Source organism: Yoonia vestfoldensis SKA53 (assembly GCF_000152785.1).
In the GTDB taxonomy this organism is placed as follows: domain Bacteria; phylum Pseudomonadota; class Alphaproteobacteria; order Rhodobacterales; family Rhodobacteraceae; genus Yoonia; species Yoonia vestfoldensis_A.
In genome coordinates, this window is sequence record NZ_CH672414.1 from 2,862,566 (window position 1) to 2,884,760 (window position 22,195).

A 22,195-nucleotide genomic window follows, 5' to 3' on the forward strand; every position below is an offset into this window, starting at 1 on the left:
CCTCCGGCGGGGATATTTTTACTCTAACGATGTGGCTTTCTGGCGGGCGCGCCAGAGCGTGAACAGCCCCGCACCGACGACGATGGCGGCACCGATGGCGACGTTGGGGCGGATCGTCTCGCCCAGCACGCCGACGCCGATGACGCTGGCGAAGACCAGTTGCAGATAGGCGAAGGGTTGGACCGCGCTTGCCTCGGCGACCTCATAGGTCTTGATCAGCAGCCAGTGCGCCGTCACCCCCGTGATGCACAAGGTGATCATCCAGCGCCAGTCTGCTGCCGACATCGGTTCCCAGAACCAGACGCCAACCACGGTCATCACCACAGCCCCCGATGTGCCGGTCCAGAAAAAAGATGTCGTCGTATTGTCGAGCCGTGCCGCATAGCGCGTGAGCAGGCCGTAGAGTGCGAACATGAAGGCCGAGGCCAGCGGGATCGCGGCAGCAGGCGAAAATACCGCAAAGCCCGGTTGCAAGATCACCAGCACGCCCACAAAACCGATCCCGATTGCGGCCCAGCGCCGCCAGCCCACAGCCTCGCCCAGCACAGGGCCGGACAGCGCCGCGATCAGCAGCGGATAGCAGGCAAAGATCGCATGGCTTTCCACCAGCCCCAGATAGACGAAGGCCGTGACCATGACGCAGATTTCCAGCGCCAGCAACGTGCCGCGCGCGATCTGCAACAAGGGTTGTTTCGTGCGTGCGGCCGCCCGGATCGACCCCGATTGCCGCCGGGCGATGGCGATCACGAAAGCAGCAAAGAACCAGTAGCGGATCATCACGATCATCACGACGTTGTTGTTCACTGCAAGATGCTGCGAAATCCCGTCCTGGATCGCGAAGATGAAGGTCGTGAGGATCATCAGCATGATCCCGAGCCTAGTATTCGTCTGCATTTTGCATCCTTGCGCGGGTCATGTGCCGCTTGCGTCCGTATCCGGGGTGGCGGGTGACGGTAAACCCGGCCTCGGCCAATGCGCGGCGGATATGCCCTGCCGCGCTATAAGTCGCTGCCGTCCCACCCACGCTTGTATGCGCCGCCACCGCCTGCAGCAGCGCGGGTTCCCAAAGCTCGGGGTTCTTGGCGGGGGAAAACCCGTCGAGATACCAGATATCCGCCGCCCCTTGCCAATCGGGCAGCGTCTGGCGTGCATCACCGATGATGACCTGCAGCGTCATTGTGTCGTCCAACACGACGCGTCCCGCGCCCGCCGTCCAAGTCTCCAGCAACTTTGCGCCATAGCCTGCCAGCGTCGGGAAATGCGCAAGCGCCGTCGCCATATCCGCCTGTGCCATCGGGAAAGCCTCGAATGATGTGAAATCCAGCCGGCCGCGCTTGCCCGCCCGCACCCAGGCGTCCCATGTGACCAGCAGGTTCAGCCCCGTGCCAAAGCCCAGTTCGCCGATCCGCAAATCGCCATCAAACCGCGCCGGCAGGTCGTTGCCGTCCAGAAATACATGCTGCGTTTCGGCCAGACCATCATCGAACGAAAAATAAGGGTCGTCGAAATCCCGCGCAATCGGCACGCCATCCCGCCAATCGAGTTTTGCTGTCTGGTCTGTCATGCCTGTCTGCCTTAGGTCTGGGGCATCTTTGGGCATTGGGGCGCGGAATGGCAATTGCTGATATCACGGTGATGGGGGCGGGGGTGTTTGGCCTGTCGGTCGCCTATGCCTGCGCGCGGCGCGGCGCGAAAGTGCAGGTGATCGACCCTGCGGGTGTGGCGGCAGGGGCCAGCGGCGGGCTGGTCGGGGCGCTTGCCCCGCATGTCCCCGAACAGTGGAACGACAAAAAGGCGTTTCAATTCGACAGCCTGATCATGGCCGAAACGTTCTGGGCGGATGTCGCCGGATTGACGGGGGTCGAAACCGGCTATGCCCGTAGCGGGCGATTGCAGCCCCTGGCAGATGAAAACGCCGTGGCGCTGGCGCGCGCGCGGGCGATATCTGCAGCCAATCTGTGGCAGGGGCTGGCGACATGGCAGGTCGAACCTGTCACGGATGCACCGTGGATGCCGCCTTCGCCCAGCGGTTACGTGGTGCGCGACACGCTGTCTGCGCTGGTCCATCCCCGCCGTGCAACGCATGCCTTGGCCGATGCGGTTACCGCCTTGGGCGGCAGCATCCAGCCCCAAGGTGCGGCACAGGGCAAGGTCGTCTGGGCCACAGGCTGGACGGGGATGCAAGACATCGGCGGCAACGGCGTGAAAGGGCAGGCGGCGCTTCTACGTCTTGATGCGGCAGGCAGCCCGCAACTCTTTGCAGACGCGCTGCATATCATCCCGCATCTGGACGGCACCGTCGCCATCGGCTCTACATCAGAGCGTGATTTCACTGATCCTTCCAGCACCGATGTGGGCCTTGATGACGTGATCGCGCGGGCCATCGCCGCCTTTCCGGTCCTGCAAGGGGCCGAAGTCATCGCCCGCTGGGCCGGGGTGCGGCCCCGCGCGCCCAGCCGCGCGCCGGTGCTGGGCCATCACCCGACGCGGGCGGGGGAGTATATCGCCAATGGTGGATTCAAGATCGGTTTCGGCATGGCGCCCAAAGGCGGGCAGGTCATGGCTGATCTGCTGCTCGATGGGATCGACACGATCCCTGACGGATTTCGCGCCACTCCCCCCATCTTGCGGGCGCGATGAATTGTTGCACAATTCACCGTGATCCCCGCCGGAGGCATAAAAGTTCTTAAAGCGGCATATGCCGGTTCACATCCTTATAAAGCAGATAGCGGAAAGGCCCCGGCCCGCCTGCATAACAGGCCTGCGGGCAGAACGCGCGCAGCCACATGAAATCGCCTGCCTCGACCTCGACCCAATCCTGGTTCAGCCGATAAACCGCCTTGCCTTGCAGCACATAAAGCCCGTGTTCCATCACATGGGTTTCGGCAAAGGGGATCACGCCACCGGGCTGGAGTGTTACGATGTTCACATGCATGTCGTGGCGCATGTCGGCGGGGTCCACGAAACGGGTCGTGGCCCATGCGCCGTTGGTGTCGGGCATGGCGATGGTGGTTGCGGCTGTCTCGTCCGTGACGAAAGCCTCTGGTGCCGCAATGCCATCGACCGCGCGATAGGTTTTGCGGACCCAGTGGAACGTCGCGGGCGCATCGGTGCTGTTGCGCAGCTGCCAGTCGCAGCCCGCAGGCAGATAGGCATAGCTGCCCGGGCGCATCGCGTGATCCACCCCCGCGATGGTCAGGGTAAAGCCGCCTTTGACCACGAAGATCACGCCTTGCGCGGCTTTGTCGGTCTCGGGCCGCATGCTGCCGCCGCCTGCCGCGACCTCCATGATGTACTGGCTGAAGGTTTCGGCAAACCCCGATAAAGGCCGTGCCAGCACCCAGGCGCGGGTCTTGTCCCAGAACGGCAGGTTGCTGGTGACGATATCGGTCATCACCCCCTTGGGGATCACGGCATAGGCGGTGGTGAACACCGCGCGCCCTGTCAGCAGGTCGGTTTGCGGTGGCAGGCCGCCTGTGGGGGCATAATAATCGGTCATGGCAGGCTCCGTTTCAAAAGGCGGCAAGCGTGATCCCCGCCTGTGTCAGGTGATCGCGCAAGCCGCGCGCGATGGCAACAGCGCCCGGCGTGTCGCCGTGCAGGCAGATTGTGTCGATCCGGCAGGGCAGGTGTTTGCCGCTGTCCGCGATGATCGCCCCCGCCCGCAACATCGCAAGGATGCGCGGCCCGACCGCCGCCGGATCATGCAGCACCGCCCCCGGCAGACGGCGATCAACCAGCGTGGCATCGTCGTTATAGGCGCGGTCGGCGAAAATCTCGCCCGCCCAATGACAGTCCAGTTCACGCGCGGCACTTTCCTGGGCGGTCGCGGCCAGCACCATGATCACCAGATCGGGATCAACGTCGAGCGCGGCCTGATAACATGCCTTTGCCAGCCCAGCATCGACCGAGGCCATATTGGCAAGTGCGCCGTGCAGTTTGAGATGTCGGATCCGTCCGCCCGCGCGCCGCGCCATCGCTTGCGCTGCACCCAGTTGATAGGCAACGGCATTGGCGATTTCCGCGGCAGGGATCGGCAGGTTGTGCCGCCCAAACCCTTTGAGATCGGCAAAACCCGGATGCGCACCCAGTCCCACACCGCATGCGATGGCCTGCCGCATCGTGCGGTCCATCACATCGGGATCGCCTGCGTGAAACCCGCAGGCCACATTGGCCGAGGTGACGATATCGAGCAATGCTGCGTCATCCCCCATCGTCCAGGCGCCGAAACTTTCGCCCATGTCAGCGTTCAGATCAACCTTGAGTGCCATCACCGTCCTGTTCCAGATCGTCGCCCGCGGTCACCCCGCTGACAAGTTGGTAGCGCAACAGATCGGCGATGTCATGCGGATCGCGGATCAGGGGTTGGCAGGCCTGCCGCAGGGTGCGCAGCAGGTCAGCATCCGATTGCGCGGTCGCGTCGGCCTGCGCGATATCCAGCAGGGTGAATTGCAGCACCGTGCCGGGGGCTGCCTGTGCTGTGCGCGCCAGATCGGCGGGGATGACGGTGCCGATGCGCGGATACCCCCCGATGGTCTGACATTCTGCAAGCAGCACATAAGGCACGCCGTCGCCGGTCAGTTGCACATCACCCGCCACGATCAGGTCCGATGTGATGCTCAGCCCGCTGGCCACCCCGAAGGGCGCGCCGTCATGGTCCAGCCGCACGCCCTGCCGGTTGCCGCGCGGATCGCGGCGAAAGGACGTGGACAGGAACCGTGCCAGCGTGGCGTCGTCGAACAGGTCTGTCTGCGGGCCGGGCATCAGGCGGATCAGGCCGCCACTGTACCTGTCGGTGCTATCCAGCCGCCTGGGCGGCGTATCCGGCGCAGGATCGCCACCCAAGGGCAGGATGTCATCCGCCACCAGCGCCCGCCCCAGCCCAGCGGTCAGATGCGCGGCACGGCTGCCCATGACAGGCGTGGTCACGATCCCACCCGCAAAGGCGAGATAGCCGTAAACACCCGCCCGCGCGCCGCCGATGGTCAGTTTCGCACCCGCCGCTAACAGCTGGCTGGTGTTTGGTGGCACTGGCACGCCGTCGATGCTGGCCTGCATCAGCGCGCCGGTCAGGGCGATGCGCAGGGGACGGTCGGTGCTGAACACCCCGCCGAACCCCGCCATTTCAAGAACCGCCAGCCCCGTGTCGTGATCCAGCAATGCCGCCGCTTCCAGCAGGGCCAGCCTGTCAGCGGCACCGCCGCGCGACAGGCCCTGCGCGGTCCAACCCGGGCGGCCAAGGTCTTGGACCGTGACACCGGGACCCGCGCTATGAACCGTTAACACCGGCATCAGCGCAACACCTCGCAGGTTGCGCCGCCGTTGCTGTCGGGATTGGCTTGCAGGTCGCGCAGGGTATCGTCGGACACGGCCACGAATTGCACCGCGTCGCCCGGGTCCAGCGCGAAGGGTCTGTCGCTGTCAGGCCGCCAGACCGAAAAGGCGCTTTGCCCGATCTGCCGCCAGCCGGTGGGTGTATCGGCGGCAAAGATGATCAACTGGCGCACCGCCGTGACCAGCGCGCCGCGTGGGACCTTTGGCGTCAGCTCGGATTGGCGCGGGATGTCCCAATGCGGCGGCATCATCCCCAGATAGGGCTGACCGGGCGCAAAACCGATGGCCAGAACGCGCAATTGCAGTGCCGTGATCTGCGCGACGGCCAGATCGGGGGTCAGCCCTGCAAGCTTTGCCGCTTCGGCCAGTTGCGGGGCGTGGTCAGGGCCAAAGGCCACCGGAATGCGCCACAGGCGACGCGGCGAGGTATCGGCGTCGCGCAACAGCGCCAGCAGATCGCGCAAGGCGTGGGTCAGGTTGTGACGGTCGGTTTTGGCCGGGTCGAACCCGACCCGCACCGATGTCAGCGAGGGGGCCACTTCGGTCACGCCGGGCAGACCGGCTGCGATGACCGCATCGCAAAAGGCATGCGCCGCGCCATTGGCTTGTGGTGACAGCGCCCGCGAAAACCGCACCAGCACACCATCCAGCCCTAAAGGGCAGATGGCCAGGTCGCCGGTGCTGTCGTTGATAGCGATGTCGGGCAAAGGGCGGCTCCTGTGGTTGGTTGGCTGAATTAGTCATGTGGTCTGGGCAAATGTCCAGACGGCCGCGCGTGGCCCGCGCGGCATCATCATGCCGTGAAGCCATGGCAGTAACTGGTCTGCTGCATCTGGTAACGCAAACGCAGGCATACTACCTAAACACGACTTGGCCGATGCTTTATGCTGGCCGGACGAAAAAGGAAAACCGATGGCTGGCGCGACCCCACCCGATCAGACGGGAAAACTGCAGTTCGATACTGACAAAGGTGCCGGGCGGTCCAAGTGGATCGCGGGGCTGTTTGCGCTGGCGCTCATCGGCTGGATGGGCAGCGGGGTGATCCTGCCCTCTGGTGACCCCGATGCAGGTGTCGTTGCGGATGCGCCGGACCGTGCTGTCAGCGTTGCGGTGATGGATTCGGTCGCACAGAACGTGCCGCTGGTCCTGACTGCCGAAGGCCAGTCTATCCCCGACCGCGCCGCCACACTGCGGGCCAAGGCGGACGGACAGATCGCCAGCGTTGCCGTATCGCGCGGCGATCTGGTGAGCGCAGGGCAGGAAATCGCCCGTATCGACGCAAGCATCGCCGAGGCACAGCTGCTACAGGCGCAGACCCAGCTGGCACAAGCCCAGCGTGATTACGACAACGCCTTGGCCTTGCAGGACCGTGGCATCGCGACCGAAGACCGCGTATCGCAAGCGCGCGCAGCCCGCGCCGCAGCCGAGGCTGCCGTCACATCGGCGCAGGACCAGTTGGACAATACAATCGTGACCGCCCCCTTTGCCGGTCGGTTGAATGATCTGACCGTGAATACCGGCGAATCTGTCGAAAACGGCATGGTCTTGGCCGAAGTGCTGGACAATGACCCGCTGACCGTCGTCGTGCAGGTGCCGCAACAGGCGCTATCGCGTCTGCAAACCGGACAGGATGCGCAGGTGTCATTTATCACTGGCGAGCAAAAGGCAGGCACCATTGCCTTTATCGGGGCCAATGCCGACCGGCAGACCCGTACCTTTCGGGTCGAGATCATCGTCGACAACCCCGACAGCGTGATGCCTGCGGGGCTCAGCGCGCGTGTATCCATGCCGACAGGGCAGGCGCGCGGGCATTTCGTGTCGCCTGCGGTCTTGTCGCTGGGCACGAACGGCGAACTGGGGGTCAAGACTGTGGATGCCGACAATCGCGTCGTGTTTTCGACCGTGCAGATCGTGCGGGCGCAGACCGATGGTATCTGGATTGCGGGGCTGCCCGAACAGGCGCGGATCATCACCGTGGGTCAGGGTTTCGTCAATCAGGGCGATCATGTTGAACCGCGCGCGCCGGCGCAGGACCAGACTGCCTTGGTGCAGCCATGAACGGGCTGATCGACGCCGCCTTTGGGCGTGGCAAGGTTGTCACGCTGGTCTTTGCCTTCCTGTTGCTGGTGGGCGGCTTTGCCTATCTGGCGATCCCCAAGGAAAGCAACCCGGAGGTCACTATTCCGGTTGTCTATGTATCCACATCGCTGGACGGGATTTCGCCGCAGGATGCCGAAGATGTGCTGGTGCGCCCGATGGAAACCGAATTCGCGTCATTGACGGGCCTCAGCACGATGACCGCAAAAGCGGGCGAAGGGTTTGCCACCGTGCAGCTGGAATTCGAGCCGGGCTATGACGCGGGTCAGGCGCTGGACGATGTCCGTCAGGCCGCCGACCGTGCCGAAAACGACCTGCCCGACAGCGTCAATCTGACCGTGACCGAGATTAACACAGCCCTGTTCCCGATCCTGACGGTAATCCTGTCCGGGCCGGTGCCTGAACGGACGCTGAACGCCATCGCCGACAATCTGCAGGACGAGATCGAGGCGCTGGGCGGCGTGCTCGAGGTGGATGTGGCGGGCAAGCGCGACGAATTGCTTGAGGTGCTGATCGACCCTACCGTGTTCGAGACCTATAATCTGTCGTTTGACGAATTGATCGGGTCGATCACGCGCAACAACCAGCTGATCGCCGCCGGTGCCATCGAAAGCGAGGCGGGGCGCATCGTTCTCAAGGTGCCGGGTCTGATCGAAAACGTGCAGGATGTGATGGACCTGCCGATCATCACGCGCGGCCAGACCGTCGTGACATTTGCCGATGTCGCCACGATCCGCCGCACCTTCGAAGATCCTTTGGGCTATGCCCGCATCGACGGCCAGCCCGCGCTGGCGCTGGAGATCAAGAAACGCGCAGGCGCCAACATTATCGACACGGTGGACGACGTGCGCAGCGTCATCGACCGTGTGCGCGCCGATTGGCCCGAGACGGTCGAGATCAGCTATACGCTGGACGAAAGCGAAACCGTCAAGACCATGCTGTCCGACTTGGAGGCGAACGTGATCGCGGCGATCATGCTTGTGATGATCGTTGTCGTCTATGCGCTGGGCCTGCGGTCGTCGGTGCTGGTCGGGCTGGCCATTCCCGGCGCGTTCCTGACGGGTGTCGCGGCTTTGTATTTCATGGGGCTGACGATGAATATCGTCGTGCTGTTCTCATTGATCCTTGTCGTGGGGATGCTGGTGGACGGGGCCATTGTCACGGTCGAACTTGCCGACCGCTACCTGCACGAAGGCGACAGCCCGCGCCTGGCCTATGCCCGCGCGGCCAAACGCATGGCCTGGCCGATCATCGCCTCGACCGCGACCACGCTTTGTGTGTTCTTTCCGCTGTTGTTCTGGACGGGCGTCGTGGGCGAATTCATGAAATTCCTGCCGATCACGGTGATCGTCACGCTGTCGGCGTCGTTGTTCATGGCGCTGATCTTTATCCCCGTTGTCGGCGGCATGATCGGCAAGCGGCAGGGCCAGACAGCCAAGGCCAAGGCGCAGCTTTACGCCGCCGAAAAAGGCGATCCGCGCCAGATGACGGGTTTCATGGGCGGCTATATCCGCGTGCTGGAATGGTCGATCCTGCGGCCCTGGACCACGCTGTCCTTTGCCATGATCGCGCTGGTCGCATCCTTTGTGGCTTATGGTCATTTCGGCAATGGTCTGACCTTTTTTCCCGATGTCGAACCCGATTATGCGCAGGTCGAAATCCTCGCCAAGGATAATTTTTCGGTCTACGAACAAGACGCCTTGGTCCGGCAGGTCGAGGCACGGATCGCCGCTTATGATGAAATCGCCAGCGTTTATGCCAATTCCGGCGCATCGCAGGAAAGCGGCGATGTCATCGGGTCGCTGCAACTGGAACTGACCGATTGGGATACCCGTCGCCCCGTCGCCCTGATCGCCGAGGATATCCGCGCCGATATGGCTCAGATTCCAGGGATCGAGGTGCAGGTGCAGACCGCATCTGGCGGTCCGGGCGGCGGCAAGCCGATCAATCTGGAGATTTTCAGCGCCAATGATGCCGACCAGAATATCGCCATGGCGGCGGTTCTGGCTGAAATGGACCGGCTTGGCGGGTTTATCGACATCATCGATTCGCGCCCCAGCCCCGGCGTGGAATGGCAGATCAGCGTTGACCGGTCCGAGGCTGCGCGCAGCGGTGCCGATGTCGCCCTGCTGGGGCAGGCGGTGCAATTGCTGACGCGCGGGATCAATGTCGCCACCTACCGGCCAGAGGATGGTGACGGCGAGGTTGATATCGTGGTGCGCTTTCCTGCCGACAGCCGCACGCTGGAAGAGTTGGAGGCGCTGCGCGTGCCCACCTCGGTCGGTCTGGTGCCGATTTCGAATTTCGTGTCGTTCAATCCGGCCCCGCGGTCGGGTGTGATCACACGCATCGACCAAGCCCGCGTGCTGACAATTTCCGCCGATGTAGCCCCTGGCATTCTGCCCAATGACCAGACGCTGGCGCTGCAAGCGACGATCGAAGGGCTTGATCTGCCCGACAGCGTCAGCATCAAATTCGGTGGCGAGGCGGAAGACCAGGCTGAATCCATGATCTTTCTGGCGGGCGCATTCCTGTCGGCTATCGGGCTGATGTTCCTGATCCTGCTCGCGCAGTTCAATTCGTTCTGGCAAGCCTTTGTCGTGATGTCGGCGATCGTCTTTTCGGTCGCGGGGGTGCTGTTGGGCCTGATGATCACGGGTCGCCCCTTTGGTGTGGTGATGGGCGGGATCGGGGTGATCGCGCTGGCGGGGATCGTGGTCAACAACAACATCGTGCTGATTGACACCTACAACGAATTGCGCGCCGCAGGGCTATCCTCGCTCGAGGCGGCTTTGCGCACGGGGGCGCAGCGTCTGCGGCCCGTGGTGTTGACGTCTGTGACGACGGCGCTGGGGCTGATGCCGATGGTGATTGGCCTGAACATCAACTTTTTCACGCGCGAGATCGTCTATGGCGCGCCGTCGACGCAATGGTGGACAGAATTGTCCAGCGCGATTGCAGGCGGGCTGGTTTTTGCCACGGTGCTGACCCTGCTGGTCACGCCGGCGATGCTGATGCTGGGCGAAAAGCGCGCCAAACGTGATGTGCCGAACACGGCGCTGGCCCCTGCGGAATGATCAGGCGGGCAGGATGATCCGCGCCGCCCGTTCTGCGGCGGCCAGCGCCCCTTCGATCAGGCCGCCGTTGTCGGTGGTCAGTTCCGCGCAGGCGAAAATGATCCGGTCATCCGCGACCTGCCGCAAGGCCGCTGGCAGCAGATAGGCCGGATGCCCCGCTGGTGGCGTCGTATCTGCAGGGGTGGCGGTGAAGGTTTCGCGCGACCAATCCATGATCTGCAACCTGCGCGGTGAGGCGGCCTGCGGCCCAAACAGGTTGACCAGTTGGGCGATCACCGGCGCGCGCAGATCGACCTGCGCGCGTTGGTCTGCCGGCACACCGACAAACCCGAACAAGGCGCCAAGCGGGCCTTGCGCGGGGCTGGCATCATGGATTTCGGCCAAGGGGCCGCGCCTGCTGGCGGCATCGCCGGACAGGGCGTCATCGCGCCAGAATGGCGTGTCGTAAACCGCGACGCATTTTGCATGGGCGCCCATCCAGACCGGAACAGCCGCCAGCGCCTGCTGCACATCCACGGGCAGGGCAGGAGTAAAGGCCAGCCCTGCGGCCAGCCGTGGCGGGATGGCGATCACCACCCTGTCGGCGGTGATGGTGCGACCGTCCTGCAAGCTCGCGCCGCTGTCCGATACCTGTTGCACCGCCGCGCCCGTGATCAGCCGCGCGGGGTCCAGCCGCGCGACAAGGGCCGCCACCAGCGCGCCGGTCCCGCCCGAAATCCGCAGAGATCCGGCCATCGACATGAAGCCTTGGTCGCGGATCACGCGCCCGTCGGGTTGTTCGTAAAGCTGCGCACCCTGTGCGTGCTGGGCAAACAAAGGCAGATCCAGCAGATCGCACAGGGCCGCGATCCGTGCCTGCCCGGGCCAGACCCAAGACGGCCCCAGATCGAACCCTTCGCCGTCCAGATGCAAGGATGCAATCCGCCCGCCAAAGCGGTTGCGCGCCTCGACAAGCAGAAAATCCTGCCCCGCCATTTGCAGGCGATGGGCCAGAGAAAGGCCCGTCAGGCCACCACCGATGATCAGGGTTGTTGTTTTCATCTGCGGCCCCCTTGCCGTGCAATGGCCGCGAAAAAGGGGCGCAGCCGATGAACCGGCTGCGCCCTGTCTGGCTTATTTCAGATCGAAACGGTCCAGTTCCATGACCTTGGTCCATGCCTGCACGAAGCGCCCGACGAAACGATCCGCCTGATCGTTCTGGGCATACACTTCGGCGATGGCGCGCAGCTGCGAGTTGGAACCGAACACCAGATCGACGCGCGTGCCGGTCCATTTCACTGCACCGGTCGCACGATCACGGCCTTCGAACGCATTTTCGTCACCGGCGACCGGGGTCCAGTCATTGGCGATATCGGTCAGGTTGACGAAAAAGTCGTTGCTCAGCGTGCCGGGCTTGTCGGTCAGCACACCGTGGCTGGTGTTGCCATAGTTTGCACCCAGAACACGCAAGCCACCGACCAGCGCGGTCATTTCCGGTGCCGACAGACCCAGAAGTTGCGCACGATCCACCAGCAGCTTTTCGGCAGCAACCGACAGGCCAGGCTTGAGATAGTTGCGGAAACCATCGGCAATCGGTTCCATCACTTCAAAGCTTTCGGCATCGGTCTGTTCGGCTGTCGCATCGGTCCGGCCCGGCGTGAAAGGCACCGACACGTCATGGCCACCGGCCTTTGCCGCAGCTTCGATCGCGGCAGAGCCACCCAGCACGATCAGATCGGCCAGCGACACGCGCTTGTTGCCGCTCTGGGCTGCGTTGAACGCGCTTTGCACGCCTTCGAGTGCTGCCAACACCTTAGCCAGTTCAGCAGGCGCGTTGACGGTCCAGTCCTTTTGCGGGGCCAGACGGATGCGTGCGCCATTGGCACCGCCCCGGTTGTCCGACCCGCGGAAGGTCGAGGCCGACGCCCAAGCTGTGCGCACCAGTTCCTGCACCGACAGACCCGTCGCCATGATCTGCGCCTTGAGCGCGGTCACATCGGCGGAGGAGATCAGGTCATGATCGACGGCGGGGATCGGGTCCTGCCAGATCAGGTCTTCGGCGGGGACTTCGTTGCCAAGATACAGCGCCTTTGGCCCCATGTCGCGGTGGGTCAGTTTGAACCACGCACGGGCATAGGCATCGGCGAAAATCTCTGGGTTTTCGTGGTAATGCTTGGAAATCTTCGCATAAGCAGGGTCGAGTTTCAGTGCCAGATCGGCAGTGGTCATCATTGGCGCATGGCGGCGTGCGGGGTCATGGGCATCTAGCACCGCATCCGACATCGCGCCATTTGCAGGGCGCCATTGATGTGCGCCAGCGGGGCTTTTCGTCAGTTCCCAATCATTGCCGAGCAGGGTGTCAAAATAGCTCATGTCCCAAGTGGTCGGCGTTGCGGTCCAGGCACCTTCGATGCCGCTGGTCGTGGTATGCACGCCCTTGCCTGTGCCAAAACCGTTCTTCCAGCCAAAACCCATCTGGTGGATCGGCGCGCCTTCGGGCTCGGGGCCGACGAGTGCTGCGTCACCGGCACCATGCGATTTGCCGAATGTGTGGCCACCGGCGACCAAGGCGACTGTTTCTTCGTCGTTCATTGCCATCCGTGCGAATGTTTCGCGGATGTCATGGGCCGATGCCAGCGGGTCAGGGTTGGCGTTGGGGCCTTCGGGGTTGACGTAGATCAGGCCCATCTGCACGGCGGCCAGCGGGTTTTCCAGCTCGCGCTCGCCCCTGTAGCGGTTATCGCCGAGCCATGTGTCTTCGGTGCCCCAATAGATGTCTTCTTCGGGTTCCCAAATGTCGGCGCGACCGCCGCCAAAGCCAAAGGTTTCGAACCCCATCGATTCCATCGCCACGTTGCCGGCAAGGATCATCAGATCGGCCCAGGAAATCTGGTTGCCATATTTCTGCTTGAGCGGCCAAAGCAACCGGCGCGCCTTGTCCAGATTGCCATTGTCAGGCCAGCTGTTCAGCGGCGCGAAACGCTGCGTGCCAGACCGCGACCCGCCGCGTCCATCAGCGGTGCGGTAGGTGCCTGCACTGTGCCATGCCATGCGCACGAAGAACGGGCCATAATGGCCGTAATCGGCAGGCCACCAATCCTGGCTGTCAGTCATCAGCGCGGTCAGGTCTTGTTTCAGCGCCTGCAGGTCCAGCTTCTTGAATTCTTCGGCATAGTTGAAATCTTCGCCCATCGGGTCAAGCGCGGGGGCGTTCTGGTGCAGGATGCGCAGGTTCAGCTGGTTTGGCCACCAATCGCGGTTACCGCGTGTACCAGTGGTGGTGTTCAGGCCGACCCCGTGCATGACAGGGCATTTTCCAACATCATTTCCGTCCATGATTCTCTCTCCGATCGTGTTGTGGCTATGCGTGATTGCGGCGCTGCCGTTTGGCCGGCAAGCGCGCTTAGAATCCTTCTAACATAAGATTGTCATTTGTTTAAGTTGCAATTTATAATAGTTTCGATAACTTAAAGTTATGAATATCACGCTCAAACAACTGCGCTATTTCGAGGCTTTGGCCCGCCACGGCCATTTCGGCCGTGCGGCGGATGCCTGCGCCATTTCGCAACCCGCCCTGTCGGTGCAGATCAAAGAGCTTGAGGGCGCGCTTGGCACGCCCCTGTTCGAACGCGGCGCGCGGCAGGTGCGGTTGACCGCCTTTGGCGAAAATTGGGCGCAGCGCGTGCGCGACATTTTGCAAGCGGTGGATGAACTGGGCGATATGGCGCGCGCCGCGCAATCGGGGCTGGCGGGACGGTTGCGGATCGGGGTGATCCCGACCATCGCCCCCTATCTTTTGCCGGGCCTGATCGGTGCGCTGGGGCGCAGCTTTCCCGATCTGGACGTGCATGTGCGCGAAACCGTGACCCAACGCCTGATCGAGGAATTGCACGACGGGCAGATTGATACCGCGATTGTCGCACTTCCGGTTGCCGAACCGGGGCTGGCGGAATTGGCCCTGTTCGATGAAAAGCTGCTATTGGTCAGGTCCGAAAAGGATGGGGCCGCGCCAGTGCCGCAGGCGTCGGACTTGCGCCACCTGCGGCTGTTGCTGCTGGAAGAAGGCCATTGTTTCCGCGATCAGGCGCTGTCTTTCTGCAACCTGCAATCGGCGATGGCCCGCGACGGTCTGGACGGCAGTTCACTGTCCACGCTGGTGCAGATGGTGGGTGCGGGCATTGGTGTCACGCTGATCCCGCAGATGGCTGTCGCGGTCGAAACCCGGTCTGCCCCCGTCAGCATCAGCCGCTTTGCAGACCCGCAACCGGCGCGCACGGTGGGCATGATCTGGCGCAAAACCAATCCGATGGCCGCGCAATTTCAGCAGGTCGGTGATGTCGTGCGCCAGACAGCGGATGCCCTGATGCCAGAGGTCGCGTCTGTCGCGACGTAACGTCCGCTTGTAAACTGTGGCTTCACAAAGCCATCAATCCGGCTACGTTCGGTGAAACGCTTTTGGGAGGAAGCACTTTGGCAAACGACCGTCCGTGGACGGCCTTTTACGGCCCGTCCGTTCCAAGCAGTATTGATGATATGCCCTACCGCAGCCTTGGTGATTTCATTACCTCGATCGCGGCTGTCTATGGCGACCTGCCTGCCTTCACCACGGTGTTGCCGAACGGGATGAACGGCACGCTGACATTCCGGCAGGCCGATGAAATGTCCGACGCTTTGGCTGTCTATCTGCGCGATATTGCGGGATTGCAGGCGGGCGACCGGGTGGCGGTGCAGGTGCCAAATTGCCTGTCCTATCCGGTGGCGGCGATGGCGGTGTTCAAGGCGGGCTGCGTGCTGGTCAACGTCAACCCGCTCTATACCGCGGATGAAATGGCCAAGCAGTTCATCGACGCCGAACCTGCCGCCGTGATCGTGGTGGACATGTTCGCCGACAAGCTGGCCGAGGCGGTGAAAACCTATCCGGTCAAGCATGTGATCGTCACCCGCGTGGCCGAATACCTGCCGCGCCTGCCCAAGATGATCGTCGGGATGGTGCAGAAACATTGGGATAAATCGGTCCTACCGATCAGCATCCCACATATCCGCCTGCCCGATGCCGTTGCGGCGGGACGTGCCAAGCATGACAGCCTGCACAATGCGATCGAGGCTTACCGCAGCACGATCAGCCCCGATGATGTCGCCTGCCTGCAATATACTGGTGGCACGACCGGCGTGTCCAAGGGCGCGATGCTGTCACATGCCAATATCCTGATGAACATGGCGCAGACGATGTCGCTGATCACCAATCTCGAAAAGGGCAGGGAGGTCGCGCTGACGGCGCTGCCGCTCTATCATATCTTTGCCTTTACGGTGAATTTTCTGGGATTTTACTCCATCGGTGCGCGCAACATCCTAATCCCGAACCCGCGCCCTTTGTCCAACCTCAAACGCGCCTTCGAGAATTACAAGATCACTTGGATGAGTGGGGTGAATACCCTGTTCAACGGGCTGAACAATGAAGTCTGGTTTCTGGACACGCCGCCCAAATATCTCAAATTCGCCTCGGCGGGGGGGATGGCCTTGCAGACATCGGTGGCCGAACGGTGGGAACAGGTGACGGGCAAACCCGTGCTCGAAGGCTACGGGCTGACCGAATCCTCACCCGTGCTGACATTCAACCCCTTTGGGCAGGTCCGGCATGGCAGCATCGGTGTCCCGATCCCGTCCACGGATGTCCGCTGCGTCGATGACGACGGGGTGGATGTGCCACAGGGCCAGCCCGGCGAAGTTATCGCCAAGGGGCCGCAGATCATGCTGGGCTATTGGCGCAAACCCGAAGAGACGGCCAAGACAATCCAGAATGGCTGGCTTTTGACCGGCGATATCGGGACAATGGACGCCGACGGCTATTTCCGCATCGTGGACCGCAAGAAGGACATGATCCTTGTGTCCGGTTTTAACGTCTATCCCAACGAGATCGAGGATATCATCGCCGCCCACCCCGATGTCACCGAGGTCGCCGTGATCGGTGTGCCTGACGGGGCGGCGGGCGAGGCGGTGAAAGCCTATGTCGTAGCCCGCAACGAGGGTCTGAGCAAAGACGATCTGCGCGCCTACTGCAAAGAGCATCTGACCGGCTATAAAGTACCGAAATTCGTGGAATTCCGCGATGAATTGCCGAAATCCAACGTCGGAAAAATCCTGCGCAAGGATCTACGCGCGCAGGAACAGGCGCAGGCCGCGTGATGCGGATGTCGTTGAAAGGGAAGATGTAAGATGGTTGGACCACTCGAACAGGCCATTTTGGCGCTGATGATTTTCGTGATCATGTTGGGGATGGGCGCGTCACTGACCCCGCGCGATTTTGCGCTGGCGCTCAAGCGGCCTTATGGGTTGGGGGTCGGTGTGGTGGCGCAATTCGGTTTCATGCCGCTGATCGGTTTCGCGTTGGCCACGACGCTGCCGGTGTCGGACACGATCAAGATTGGTATCCTGATCATGGCCTGTATGCCGGGCGGGACCACGTCGAATATCTTTACCTATTTTTCCAAGGGTAATCTGGCGCTGTCGGTCCTGATGACAGTGACATCGACAGTGTTCGGGGTGATCCTGATTCCCGTTGTGCTGCTGGTCTATGCCGGTGCGCTTGATCTGGATATCCCGCGCGAGAATATCGTCGTGACGCTGGTCTTGTTGCTGGTGCCGGTCGCGATCGGGATGGTCTTGCGTAAGGTCAGCGCCAATGTGGGCGCCGTGACCGAATTTTTCGGGTCGCTGCTGGCGCTGTTCTTTATCCTGTTCCTGATCGTGTCGTGGATTCCGCGCAATTGGGAATTTCTGCTGGCCACGACATGGGGCACCTATTTCGCGTCGATCATGCTGGGGCTGTTCGGCTTTGGCATCGGCTATGGCTTTGCCAAGCTGTTGCGGCTGCATCCGCGCAATGCGCGCACCGTGGCGCTGGAGACCGGTATCCAGAACGGCCCGCTGGCCATTGCGATCATCGCCTTCACCTTCAGCGGCAGCGAGGCACAGGCGGTCATGGCCGTTCCGGTGCTGTATTCATTGTTTATCGTGATGAGTTCGGCCGCGTTGACGCTGTGGTTCCGGCGGATCAATACGGCAGCTGAACAGCCGCTGCCGAACGGGTTGTTGTAAACGCGGCGCCAAAAAGGCCGGATGCCTCCGGCGGGGATATTTAGGCTCGGAAGATGGGGGCGGGCGCAGGACGCCGTCTGCCCCTGTTCAAAACATGTTTTGTTTTGGAAAGTGGTGGAGCCAAGGGGAATCGAACCCCTGACCTCTTGCATGCCATGCAAGCGCTCTCCCATCTGAGCTATGGCCCCAATTGCAACCTGCGTTGCGTGTTGCTGTCTATGCAGCAGACCGGGCGAGATCAAGTGCAAATCGCGCCCGGTGATCAGCTTTTAATCGTCGTCGGGCTTGGCCGCGACATCACCCAGATCGTCGAAAGACACGGTGTCTTCGTCGTCGTCGTCTTCCAGAACATCATCGCCCAGATCAACATCGTCTTCTTCCTCGTCGTCGAGGATCAGATCGTCTTCGTCATCCACGTCGCGCGACTTCTTGGACTGCAGGTCTTCGGCATCCGCGACCATGGTGCGGGTCTTGGATGTGTCGATTGTGACCTCTTTGCCCGTGTAGGGGCTGATGATCGGTGTCGCGTTCAGGTCGTAAAAGCGTTTGCCGGTTTCGGGGCAAAGGCGCTTTGTGCCCCATTCTTCCTTAGGCATAGGCTATCCCTTCAAAAACTTGGTCGCCCCTTGCGGGGGATCGCTGCCAACTGCCATAAGCATTGACAGGTGTCAAAGGCTTTGGCGCAGGCATTTACAGAAAGCTGGATATGGGCCGTCACACGTTGCATGGCAACCCCCCGATTGATGTGACATTGCGCAAATCGGCACAGGCGCGACGGTTATCGTTGCGGGTGTCGCGGCTGGACGGGCGCGTGACGCTGACAATGCCGTCAGACCTGCCTGATCGCGAGGGGCTTGCTTTCCTGCGCGACAAGGAAGATTGGCTGCGCGGCCATCTGGGCCGCCTTGGTCCGGCAGAATCTGTGAAGATCGGATCCATGGTGCCGGTGCAGGGCAGGGCCTTGCCCGTGGTGGCGGGGCCGCGTTTGCGGGTGCTTGACGATCGGATCGAGGTACCGCCCAGTCGTGCGGCTGCAGGGCCGATCCGTGCGCGACTGCGGGCGATGGCGCGCGATGCGCTGGCTGCGGCGTCCGACCGGCATGCCGCTGCACTGGGGGTTGGCTATGACAAGCTGGCAATCCGGGACACGCGGTCGCGCTGGGGGTCTTGTTCCAGCAAGGGCGTGCTGATGTATTCCTGGCGGCTGATCATGGCCCCGCCGGCGGTGCTGGATTATGTTGCCGCCCATGAAGTCGCGCATCTGCGCGAGATGAACCATGCGCCCGCGTTCTGGGCTGTTGTGACGCAGCTTTGCCCCGATTACGCGACCCACCGGCAATGGCTGCGCGATCATGGCGAAAGCCTGCACCGCCTGCGGTTCGACGATTGACGGGCGCGCGTTTTGTGATCACATATCTGCCATGCTGATCCAACCCCGCCCTGTCGATTCAACCACCTCTGCGCATGAACGCGTTTACCGCGCCTTGCGTACCCAGATCATGCATGGCGAATTGGCACCCGGTGCGGCGCTGACCCTGCGCGGCATCGGCAAGAGCTATGGCGTGTCGATGACCCCCGCGCGCGAGGCTGTCCGCAGGCTGGTCGCGGAAGGGGCCTTGTTTTTGTCCTCATCGGGCCGCGTGTCCACGCCTGCGCTGACCAACGAACGGATCGAGGAACTGGCGACGCTGCGCGCTATGCTGGAACCGGAGCTGGCATCGCGCGCTTTGCCGCGCGCGCATTTCGCGCTGATCGACCGGCTGGAGGCGATCAATCAGGGTGTCAGCCAGATGGTCGCGCGGCAGGATGCGACGGGCTATATCCGCATGAACCTTGAATTTCACCGGATGTTGTATCTGCGTGCGCAGGCCCCCGCGATGCTGGCCATGACCGAAACGGTCTGGTTGCAGTTGGGGCCGACGATGCGCGCGCTTTACGGGCGGTTGAACCGCAAGGAGCCGCCCTATCATCATAAACTGATCCTGAGCGCGCTAAAGGCCGGGGATGAACCGGGGCTGCGACTGGCGATCCGCACCGATGTGACGCAGGGCTTGCGGATGCTCAAAGGCTAGGCACCGCGCGCGTTCATATCCGCGATGGCCAGTCCGAGCATGCGGCGGAAATCTGTGCCATGCATGCCAAGGCCATGCGCGAGCGTCGTCACAAAAACGTATTCGGCCGGAAAGATCCGCCCGCTTGAAATCGCGATCGACAGCACGCCGTGGATCATCACAGCTTTTTCTTCGGCGCGCAGGCCCGTTCCGAAGGCGATGTAATCCTGCGGTTCCAAGTTTGGTCGGGTTTGATCGGCCATCTGCATGATTTCGGTTGGCGCAAAGCTGCGCCCCGTCAGCCGCTGGATCGTGTCACTGATCAGCGCGACCTCGGCTGCGGCAATAATGCCGTCGCATTTGCCGACATGACACATCGCCGATAGCACGCGGGCCGCTGCCTTTTTGCGCAATGGCTTTTCCGGATCGAACCCGAGGAACGATGCGATGCGCCTGATCATCGTCAGGCCGACAGCGGTTCTAGGGAAGAAAATACGCAAGACGTGTTGCGGATTGTGGTGGTCAACCGACGCGGTGGTGTGAGTGCAGGCACAGCCCGTCCAATCGACACCAAACCCGCAAGGACCACCCGCTTCATCTTTTACCGCAGACTAACGCCACACACTGAAATCATGGTTAATGATAGATTGTGGCGCAGATATGGTCGACCAGGTCCAGCAACGGGTTATTGCTGCCGCGCAGGGTGCGGCGATAATCCGATGGATCACCGCCGCATCGCGCAGATCAGGCGTGTATTGCCCCGTCGCCACAAGCCAGCGCGGCCTCGCGCACAGCCTCGGAATAGGTCGGGTGGGCGTGGCAGGTGCGCGCAAGGTCTTCGGCTGCGGCGCCAAATTCCATTGCGACGCAGATTTCGTGGATCAGATCGCCCGCCATCGGGCCGATGATATGCGCACCCAAAATCCGGTCGGTTTCCTTGTCGGCAAGGATTTTGACGAAACCGTCAGCGGCATGGTTCGCCTTGGCCCGCGCATTGCCCATGAAGGGGAATTTGCCGACCTTATAGGCGCGCCCTGCTGCTTTCAGCGATTCTTCGGTTTCGCCGACATTGGCGACCTCGGGGTGGGTATAGATCACGCCGGGGATCACGCCGTAATTCACATGGCCGTGCTGGCCTGCAAGGATTTCGGCGACAGCCATGCCTTCGTCTTCGGCCTTGTGGGCCAACATCGGGCCGGTGATCGTGTCACCGATGGCATAGATGCCCGCCACATTGGTCGCAAAGCTGCCGTTGGTCTTGATCTGGCCACGCTCGGTCATCTCGACGCCCAGATCGGCCAGCCCCAGCCCGTCGGTGTATGGCTTGCGGCCAGTTGCCACCAGCACGGTGTCGGCGGTCATTTCATGGGTGCTGTCATCCTTGCGCAGCTTGTAGGACACTGTTGCCTTGGCTCCCTTGACCGTCACACCCTGTACGGCCGCGCCAAGGGTGAATTTCAGCCCCTGTTTGGTCAGTACTTTCTGGAACTGGCGCGCAACCTCGGCATCCATGCCGGGGGTGATCGCATCCAGATATTCGATGACGTTCACATCCGCGCCAAGCCGGGCAAAGACCGACCCCAGCTCCAGCCCGATGACACCGGCACCGATCACGACCATCGTCTTGGGGATCTTGCCCAGTTCCAGCGCGCCGGTCGATGTGACGACGATCTTTTCGTCAACCTCGACACCCGGCAGGCTGGCGGCCTGTGACCCGGTGGCGATGACGATATGCTTGGCGTCATGCGTCTCATCACCGACCTTGACCTTGCCCGCTGCGGGGATGGTGGCCCAGCCCTTGATCCAGTCGACCTTGTTCTTTTTGAACAGAAATTCGATGCCACCAGTGTTCTGGGCGATGGTTTCGTCCTTGTAGGTCAGCATCTGTGTCCAGTCGACCGTCGGTGCCTTGCCCTTTAGCCCCATGCCAGCGAAATTATGTTCTGCCTCGTGCAGCATATGGGTCGCGTGCAGCAGCGCCTTGGACGGGATGCAGCCGACGTTCAGGCAGGTGCCGCCCAATGTGGCGCGCCCTTCGACACAAGCGACCTTGAGGCCCAGTTGCGCCGCACGGATCGCGCCGACATAGCCGCCGGGGCCGGACCCGATAAAGATGACATCATAGCTGGACATGGAAACTCCTTCAGATTCAGATCAGGGCCGAGACGATCATCAGCATGGTGGCGCCAAAGCCCACCATCCAGATCACCGAACGCCAAGGCGTCAGGCCGAAATAATAAGCGGGGATATAAAGCACCCGCGCGCCAAGATAGGTCCAGGCGCAGACCGCCGACAGACCCGTCGCCTTGTCGCCCAGCGTCACCACGACCACCGCCAGTGTGAACAGGATCAAACCTTCAAAATGGTTATTCAGCGCCCGAAACAGGCGGCCTGTCGCGGGGCTGACCTGTTCGATCAGCGGCTTGCCAAGGCGGTCGGGATCACGCGGCCCCGCGGTTTTGCCCATGCCAAGTTCAAGGTTCGCAGGCACCGACATCAGCACGAATTGCAGCCCTTGCAACAGGCCCGCAAGGGCAAGGACGGTCAGTTCGGGGGTCATTG

Annotated in this window: 20 protein-coding genes and 1 tRNA gene; 8 read left to right on the forward strand and 13 right to left on the reverse strand. The window is 62.3% G+C overall.

Translation table 11 applies throughout. From position 1 onward, the window contains the following. Nucleotides 1–18 precede the first annotated feature (18 nt). Together SKA53_RS13975 and mnmD are read right to left on the reverse strand one after the other, a co-directional pair. Nucleotides 19–894, reverse strand: a complete 876-nt coding sequence (locus SKA53_RS13975; RefSeq protein WP_040483009.1) for a DMT family transporter — start codon at nt 892–894, stop codon at nt 19–21. Next, nucleotides 878–1,564, reverse strand: coding sequence for a tRNA (5-methylaminomethyl-2-thiouridine)(34)-methyltransferase MnmD (gene mnmD, locus SKA53_RS13980; protein ID WP_040483010.1), 687 nt, complete (start codon nt 1,562–1,564; stop codon nt 878–880). Before mnmD ends, SKA53_RS13975 begins: the two co-directional genes overlap by 17 nt. 47 nt (nt 1,565–1,611) lie before the next feature. On the opposite strand from mnmD, the gene SKA53_RS13985 reads away from it, so the two are divergent. Continuing rightward, nucleotides 1,612–2,640 carry an NAD(P)/FAD-dependent oxidoreductase gene (locus SKA53_RS13985; RefSeq protein ID WP_007206824.1) on the forward strand — a complete coding sequence of 343 codons (1,029 nt, stop codon included), beginning with the start codon at nt 1,612–1,614 and terminating at the stop codon, nt 2,638–2,640. A gap of 46 nt (nt 2,641–2,686) precedes the next feature. Here the strand turns inward: SKA53_RS13985 and SKA53_RS13990 are convergent, their stop codons facing one another. The 4 genes from SKA53_RS13990 to SKA53_RS14005 are packed head-to-tail and all read right to left on the reverse strand — an operon-like array spanning nt 2,687 to nt 6,041. Beyond that, nucleotides 2,687–3,499 carry a bifunctional allantoicase/(S)-ureidoglycine aminohydrolase gene (locus SKA53_RS13990; RefSeq protein WP_007206825.1) on the reverse strand — a complete coding sequence of 271 codons (813 nt, stop codon included), beginning with the start codon at nt 3,497–3,499 and terminating at the stop codon, nt 2,687–2,689. Between the two features lie 13 nt (nt 3,500–3,512). Further along, on the reverse strand, nt 3,513–4,271 hold the full coding sequence (locus SKA53_RS13995; RefSeq protein WP_007206826.1) for a LamB/YcsF family protein: 759 nt from the start codon (nt 4,269–4,271) through the stop codon (nt 3,513–3,515). Beyond that, nucleotides 4,255–5,292, reverse strand: a complete 1,038-nt coding sequence (locus SKA53_RS14000) for a biotin-dependent carboxyltransferase family protein (RefSeq protein ID WP_007206827.1) — start codon at nt 5,290–5,292, stop codon at nt 4,255–4,257. Before SKA53_RS14000 ends, SKA53_RS13995 begins: the two co-directional genes overlap by 17 nt. Next, on the reverse strand, nt 5,292–6,041 hold the full coding sequence (locus SKA53_RS14005) for a 5-oxoprolinase subunit B family protein (RefSeq protein WP_007206828.1): 750 nt from the start codon (nt 6,039–6,041) through the stop codon (nt 5,292–5,294). The genes SKA53_RS14000 and SKA53_RS14005 overlap by 1 nt, the downstream gene beginning before the upstream one ends. A 205-nt stretch (nt 6,042–6,246) precedes the next feature. On the opposite strand from SKA53_RS14005, the gene SKA53_RS14010 reads away from it, so the two are divergent. Next, nucleotides 6,247–7,392, forward strand: coding sequence for an efflux RND transporter periplasmic adaptor subunit (locus tag SKA53_RS14010; RefSeq protein ID WP_007206829.1), 1,146 nt, complete (start codon nt 6,247–6,249; stop codon nt 7,390–7,392). Next, nucleotides 7,389–10,508, forward strand: a complete 3,120-nt coding sequence (locus tag SKA53_RS14015) for an efflux RND transporter permease subunit (RefSeq protein WP_007206830.1) — start codon at nt 7,389–7,391, stop codon at nt 10,506–10,508. The genes SKA53_RS14010 and SKA53_RS14015 overlap by 4 nt, the downstream gene beginning before the upstream one ends. On the opposite strand, the gene SKA53_RS14020 is transcribed toward SKA53_RS14015, so the two are convergent. After that, complete coding sequence (locus SKA53_RS14020) at nt 10,509–11,549, reverse strand: flavin monoamine oxidase family protein (protein ID WP_007206831.1); 1,041 nt, start codon at nt 11,547–11,549, stop codon at nt 10,509–10,511. 72 nt (nt 11,550–11,621) lie between these two features. Further along, complete coding sequence (katG, locus tag SKA53_RS14025) at nt 11,622–13,823, reverse strand: catalase/peroxidase HPI (RefSeq protein WP_007206832.1); 2,202 nt, start codon at nt 13,821–13,823, stop codon at nt 11,622–11,624. Between the two features lie 139 nt (nt 13,824–13,962). On the opposite strand from katG, the gene SKA53_RS14030 reads away from it, so the two are divergent. The 3 genes from SKA53_RS14030 (at nt 13,963) to SKA53_RS14040 (ending at nt 17,582) form a co-directional block, all read left to right on the forward strand. Then, a complete protein-coding gene (locus SKA53_RS14030; RefSeq protein WP_007206833.1) occupies nt 13,963–14,880 on the forward strand; it encodes a LysR substrate-binding domain-containing protein in 918 nt (305 codons plus the stop codon). 140 nt (nt 14,881–15,020) lie between these two features. After that, nucleotides 15,021–16,670 carry a long-chain-fatty-acid--CoA ligase gene (locus SKA53_RS14035; protein ID WP_007206834.1) on the forward strand — a complete coding sequence of 550 codons (1,650 nt, stop codon included), beginning with the start codon at nt 15,021–15,023 and terminating at the stop codon, nt 16,668–16,670. Nucleotides 16,671–16,700: 30 nt separating this feature from the next. Continuing rightward, complete coding sequence (locus SKA53_RS14040; protein ID WP_007206835.1) at nt 16,701–17,582, forward strand: bile acid:sodium symporter family protein; 882 nt, start codon at nt 16,701–16,703, stop codon at nt 17,580–17,582. A 112-nt stretch (nt 17,583–17,694) separates the two neighbouring features. On the opposite strand, the gene SKA53_RS14045 is transcribed toward SKA53_RS14040, so the two are convergent. Then, a tRNA-Ala gene (locus SKA53_RS14045) sits at nt 17,695–17,770 on the reverse strand. An 81-nt stretch (nt 17,771–17,851) separates the two neighbouring features. Next, a complete protein-coding gene (locus SKA53_RS14050) occupies nt 17,852–18,178 on the reverse strand; it encodes a TIGR02300 family protein (RefSeq protein WP_007206836.1) in 327 nt (108 codons plus the stop codon). A gap of 62 nt (nt 18,179–18,240) precedes the next feature. Here SKA53_RS14050 and SKA53_RS14055 point away from each other — a divergent pair, with 62 nt between their 5' ends. Both SKA53_RS14055 and SKA53_RS14060 read left to right on the forward strand, forming a co-directional pair. After that, complete coding sequence (locus tag SKA53_RS14055; protein WP_007206837.1) at nt 18,241–18,972, forward strand: M48 family metallopeptidase; 732 nt, start codon at nt 18,241–18,243, stop codon at nt 18,970–18,972. Nucleotides 18,973–19,003: 31 nt separating this feature from the next. After that, on the forward strand, nt 19,004–19,654 hold the full coding sequence (locus tag SKA53_RS14060) for a GntR family transcriptional regulator (protein WP_040483328.1): 651 nt from the start codon (nt 19,004–19,006) through the stop codon (nt 19,652–19,654). Here the strand turns inward: SKA53_RS14060 and SKA53_RS14065 are convergent. The 3 genes from SKA53_RS14065 to SKA53_RS14075 all read right to left on the reverse strand — a co-directional run bounded on the left by SKA53_RS14065 (nt 19,651) and on the right by SKA53_RS14075 (nt 22,193). Beyond that, nucleotides 19,651–20,133 (reverse strand): TerB family tellurite resistance protein, encoded by a 483-nt coding sequence (locus SKA53_RS14065; RefSeq protein WP_242601275.1) that lies wholly within the window; start codon nt 20,131–20,133, stop codon nt 19,651–19,653. The genes SKA53_RS14060 and SKA53_RS14065 overlap by 4 nt on opposite strands. A 244-nt stretch (nt 20,134–20,377) precedes the next feature. Beyond that, nucleotides 20,378–21,766: a dihydrolipoyl dehydrogenase gene (gene lpdA / locus SKA53_RS14070; protein ID WP_007206840.1), complete on the reverse strand. Its 1,389-nt coding sequence runs from the start codon at nt 21,764–21,766 to the stop codon at nt 20,378–20,380. A 16-nt stretch (nt 21,767–21,782) separates the two neighbouring features. After that, a complete protein-coding gene (locus SKA53_RS14075) occupies nt 21,783–22,193 on the reverse strand; it encodes an MAPEG family protein (RefSeq protein ID WP_007206841.1) in 411 nt (136 codons plus the stop codon). Nucleotides 22,194–22,195 lie beyond the last annotated feature (2 nt).

Bases quoted from the DNA above. Each gene is read 5' to 3' on its own strand.
- SKA53_RS14030 (WP_007206833.1), top strand. From the start codon at position 13,963: ATGAATATCACGCTCAAACAACTGCGCTATTTCGAGGCTTTGGCCCGC.
- SKA53_RS13975 (WP_040483009.1), bottom strand. From the start codon at position 894: ATGCAGACGAATACTAGGCTCGGGATCATGCTGATGATCCTCACGACC.
- SKA53_RS14020 (WP_007206831.1), bottom strand. From the start codon at position 11,549: ATGAAAACAACAACCCTGATCATCGGTGGTGGCCTGACGGGCCTTTCT.
- SKA53_RS14000 (WP_007206827.1), bottom strand. From the start codon at position 5,292: ATGCCGGTGTTAACGGTTCATAGCGCGGGTCCCGGTGTCACGGTCCAA.
- SKA53_RS13985 (WP_007206824.1), top strand. From the start codon at position 1,612: ATGGCAATTGCTGATATCACGGTGATGGGGGCGGGGGTGTTTGGCCTG.
- SKA53_RS13995 (WP_007206826.1), bottom strand. From the start codon at position 4,271: ATGGCACTCAAGGTTGATCTGAACGCTGACATGGGCGAAAGTTTCGGC.
- mnmD (WP_040483010.1), bottom strand. From the start codon at position 1,564: ATGACAGACCAGACAGCAAAACTCGATTGGCGGGATGGCGTGCCGATT.
- SKA53_RS14060 (WP_040483328.1), top strand. From the start codon at position 19,004: ATGCTGATCCAACCCCGCCCTGTCGATTCAACCACCTCTGCGCATGAA.
- SKA53_RS14040 (WP_007206835.1), top strand. From the start codon at position 16,701: ATGGTTGGACCACTCGAACAGGCCATTTTGGCGCTGATGATTTTCGTG.
- lpdA (WP_007206840.1), bottom strand. From the start codon at position 21,766: ATGTCCAGCTATGATGTCATCTTTATCGGGTCCGGCCCCGGCGGCTAT.
- SKA53_RS14015 (WP_007206830.1), top strand. From the start codon at position 7,389: ATGAACGGGCTGATCGACGCCGCCTTTGGGCGTGGCAAGGTTGTCACG.
- SKA53_RS13990 (WP_007206825.1), bottom strand. From the start codon at position 3,499: ATGACCGATTATTATGCCCCCACAGGCGGCCTGCCACCGCAAACCGAC.
- katG (WP_007206832.1), bottom strand. From the start codon at position 13,823: ATGGACGGAAATGATGTTGGAAAATGCCCTGTCATGCACGGGGTCGGC.
- SKA53_RS14035 (WP_007206834.1), top strand. From the start codon at position 15,021: ATGCCCTACCGCAGCCTTGGTGATTTCATTACCTCGATCGCGGCTGTC.
- SKA53_RS14050 (WP_007206836.1), bottom strand. From the start codon at position 18,178: ATGCCTAAGGAAGAATGGGGCACAAAGCGCCTTTGCCCCGAAACCGGC.
- SKA53_RS14010 (WP_007206829.1), top strand. From the start codon at position 6,247: ATGGCTGGCGCGACCCCACCCGATCAGACGGGAAAACTGCAGTTCGAT.
- SKA53_RS14075 (WP_007206841.1), bottom strand. From the start codon at position 22,193: ATGACCCCCGAACTGACCGTCCTTGCCCTTGCGGGCCTGTTGCAAGGG.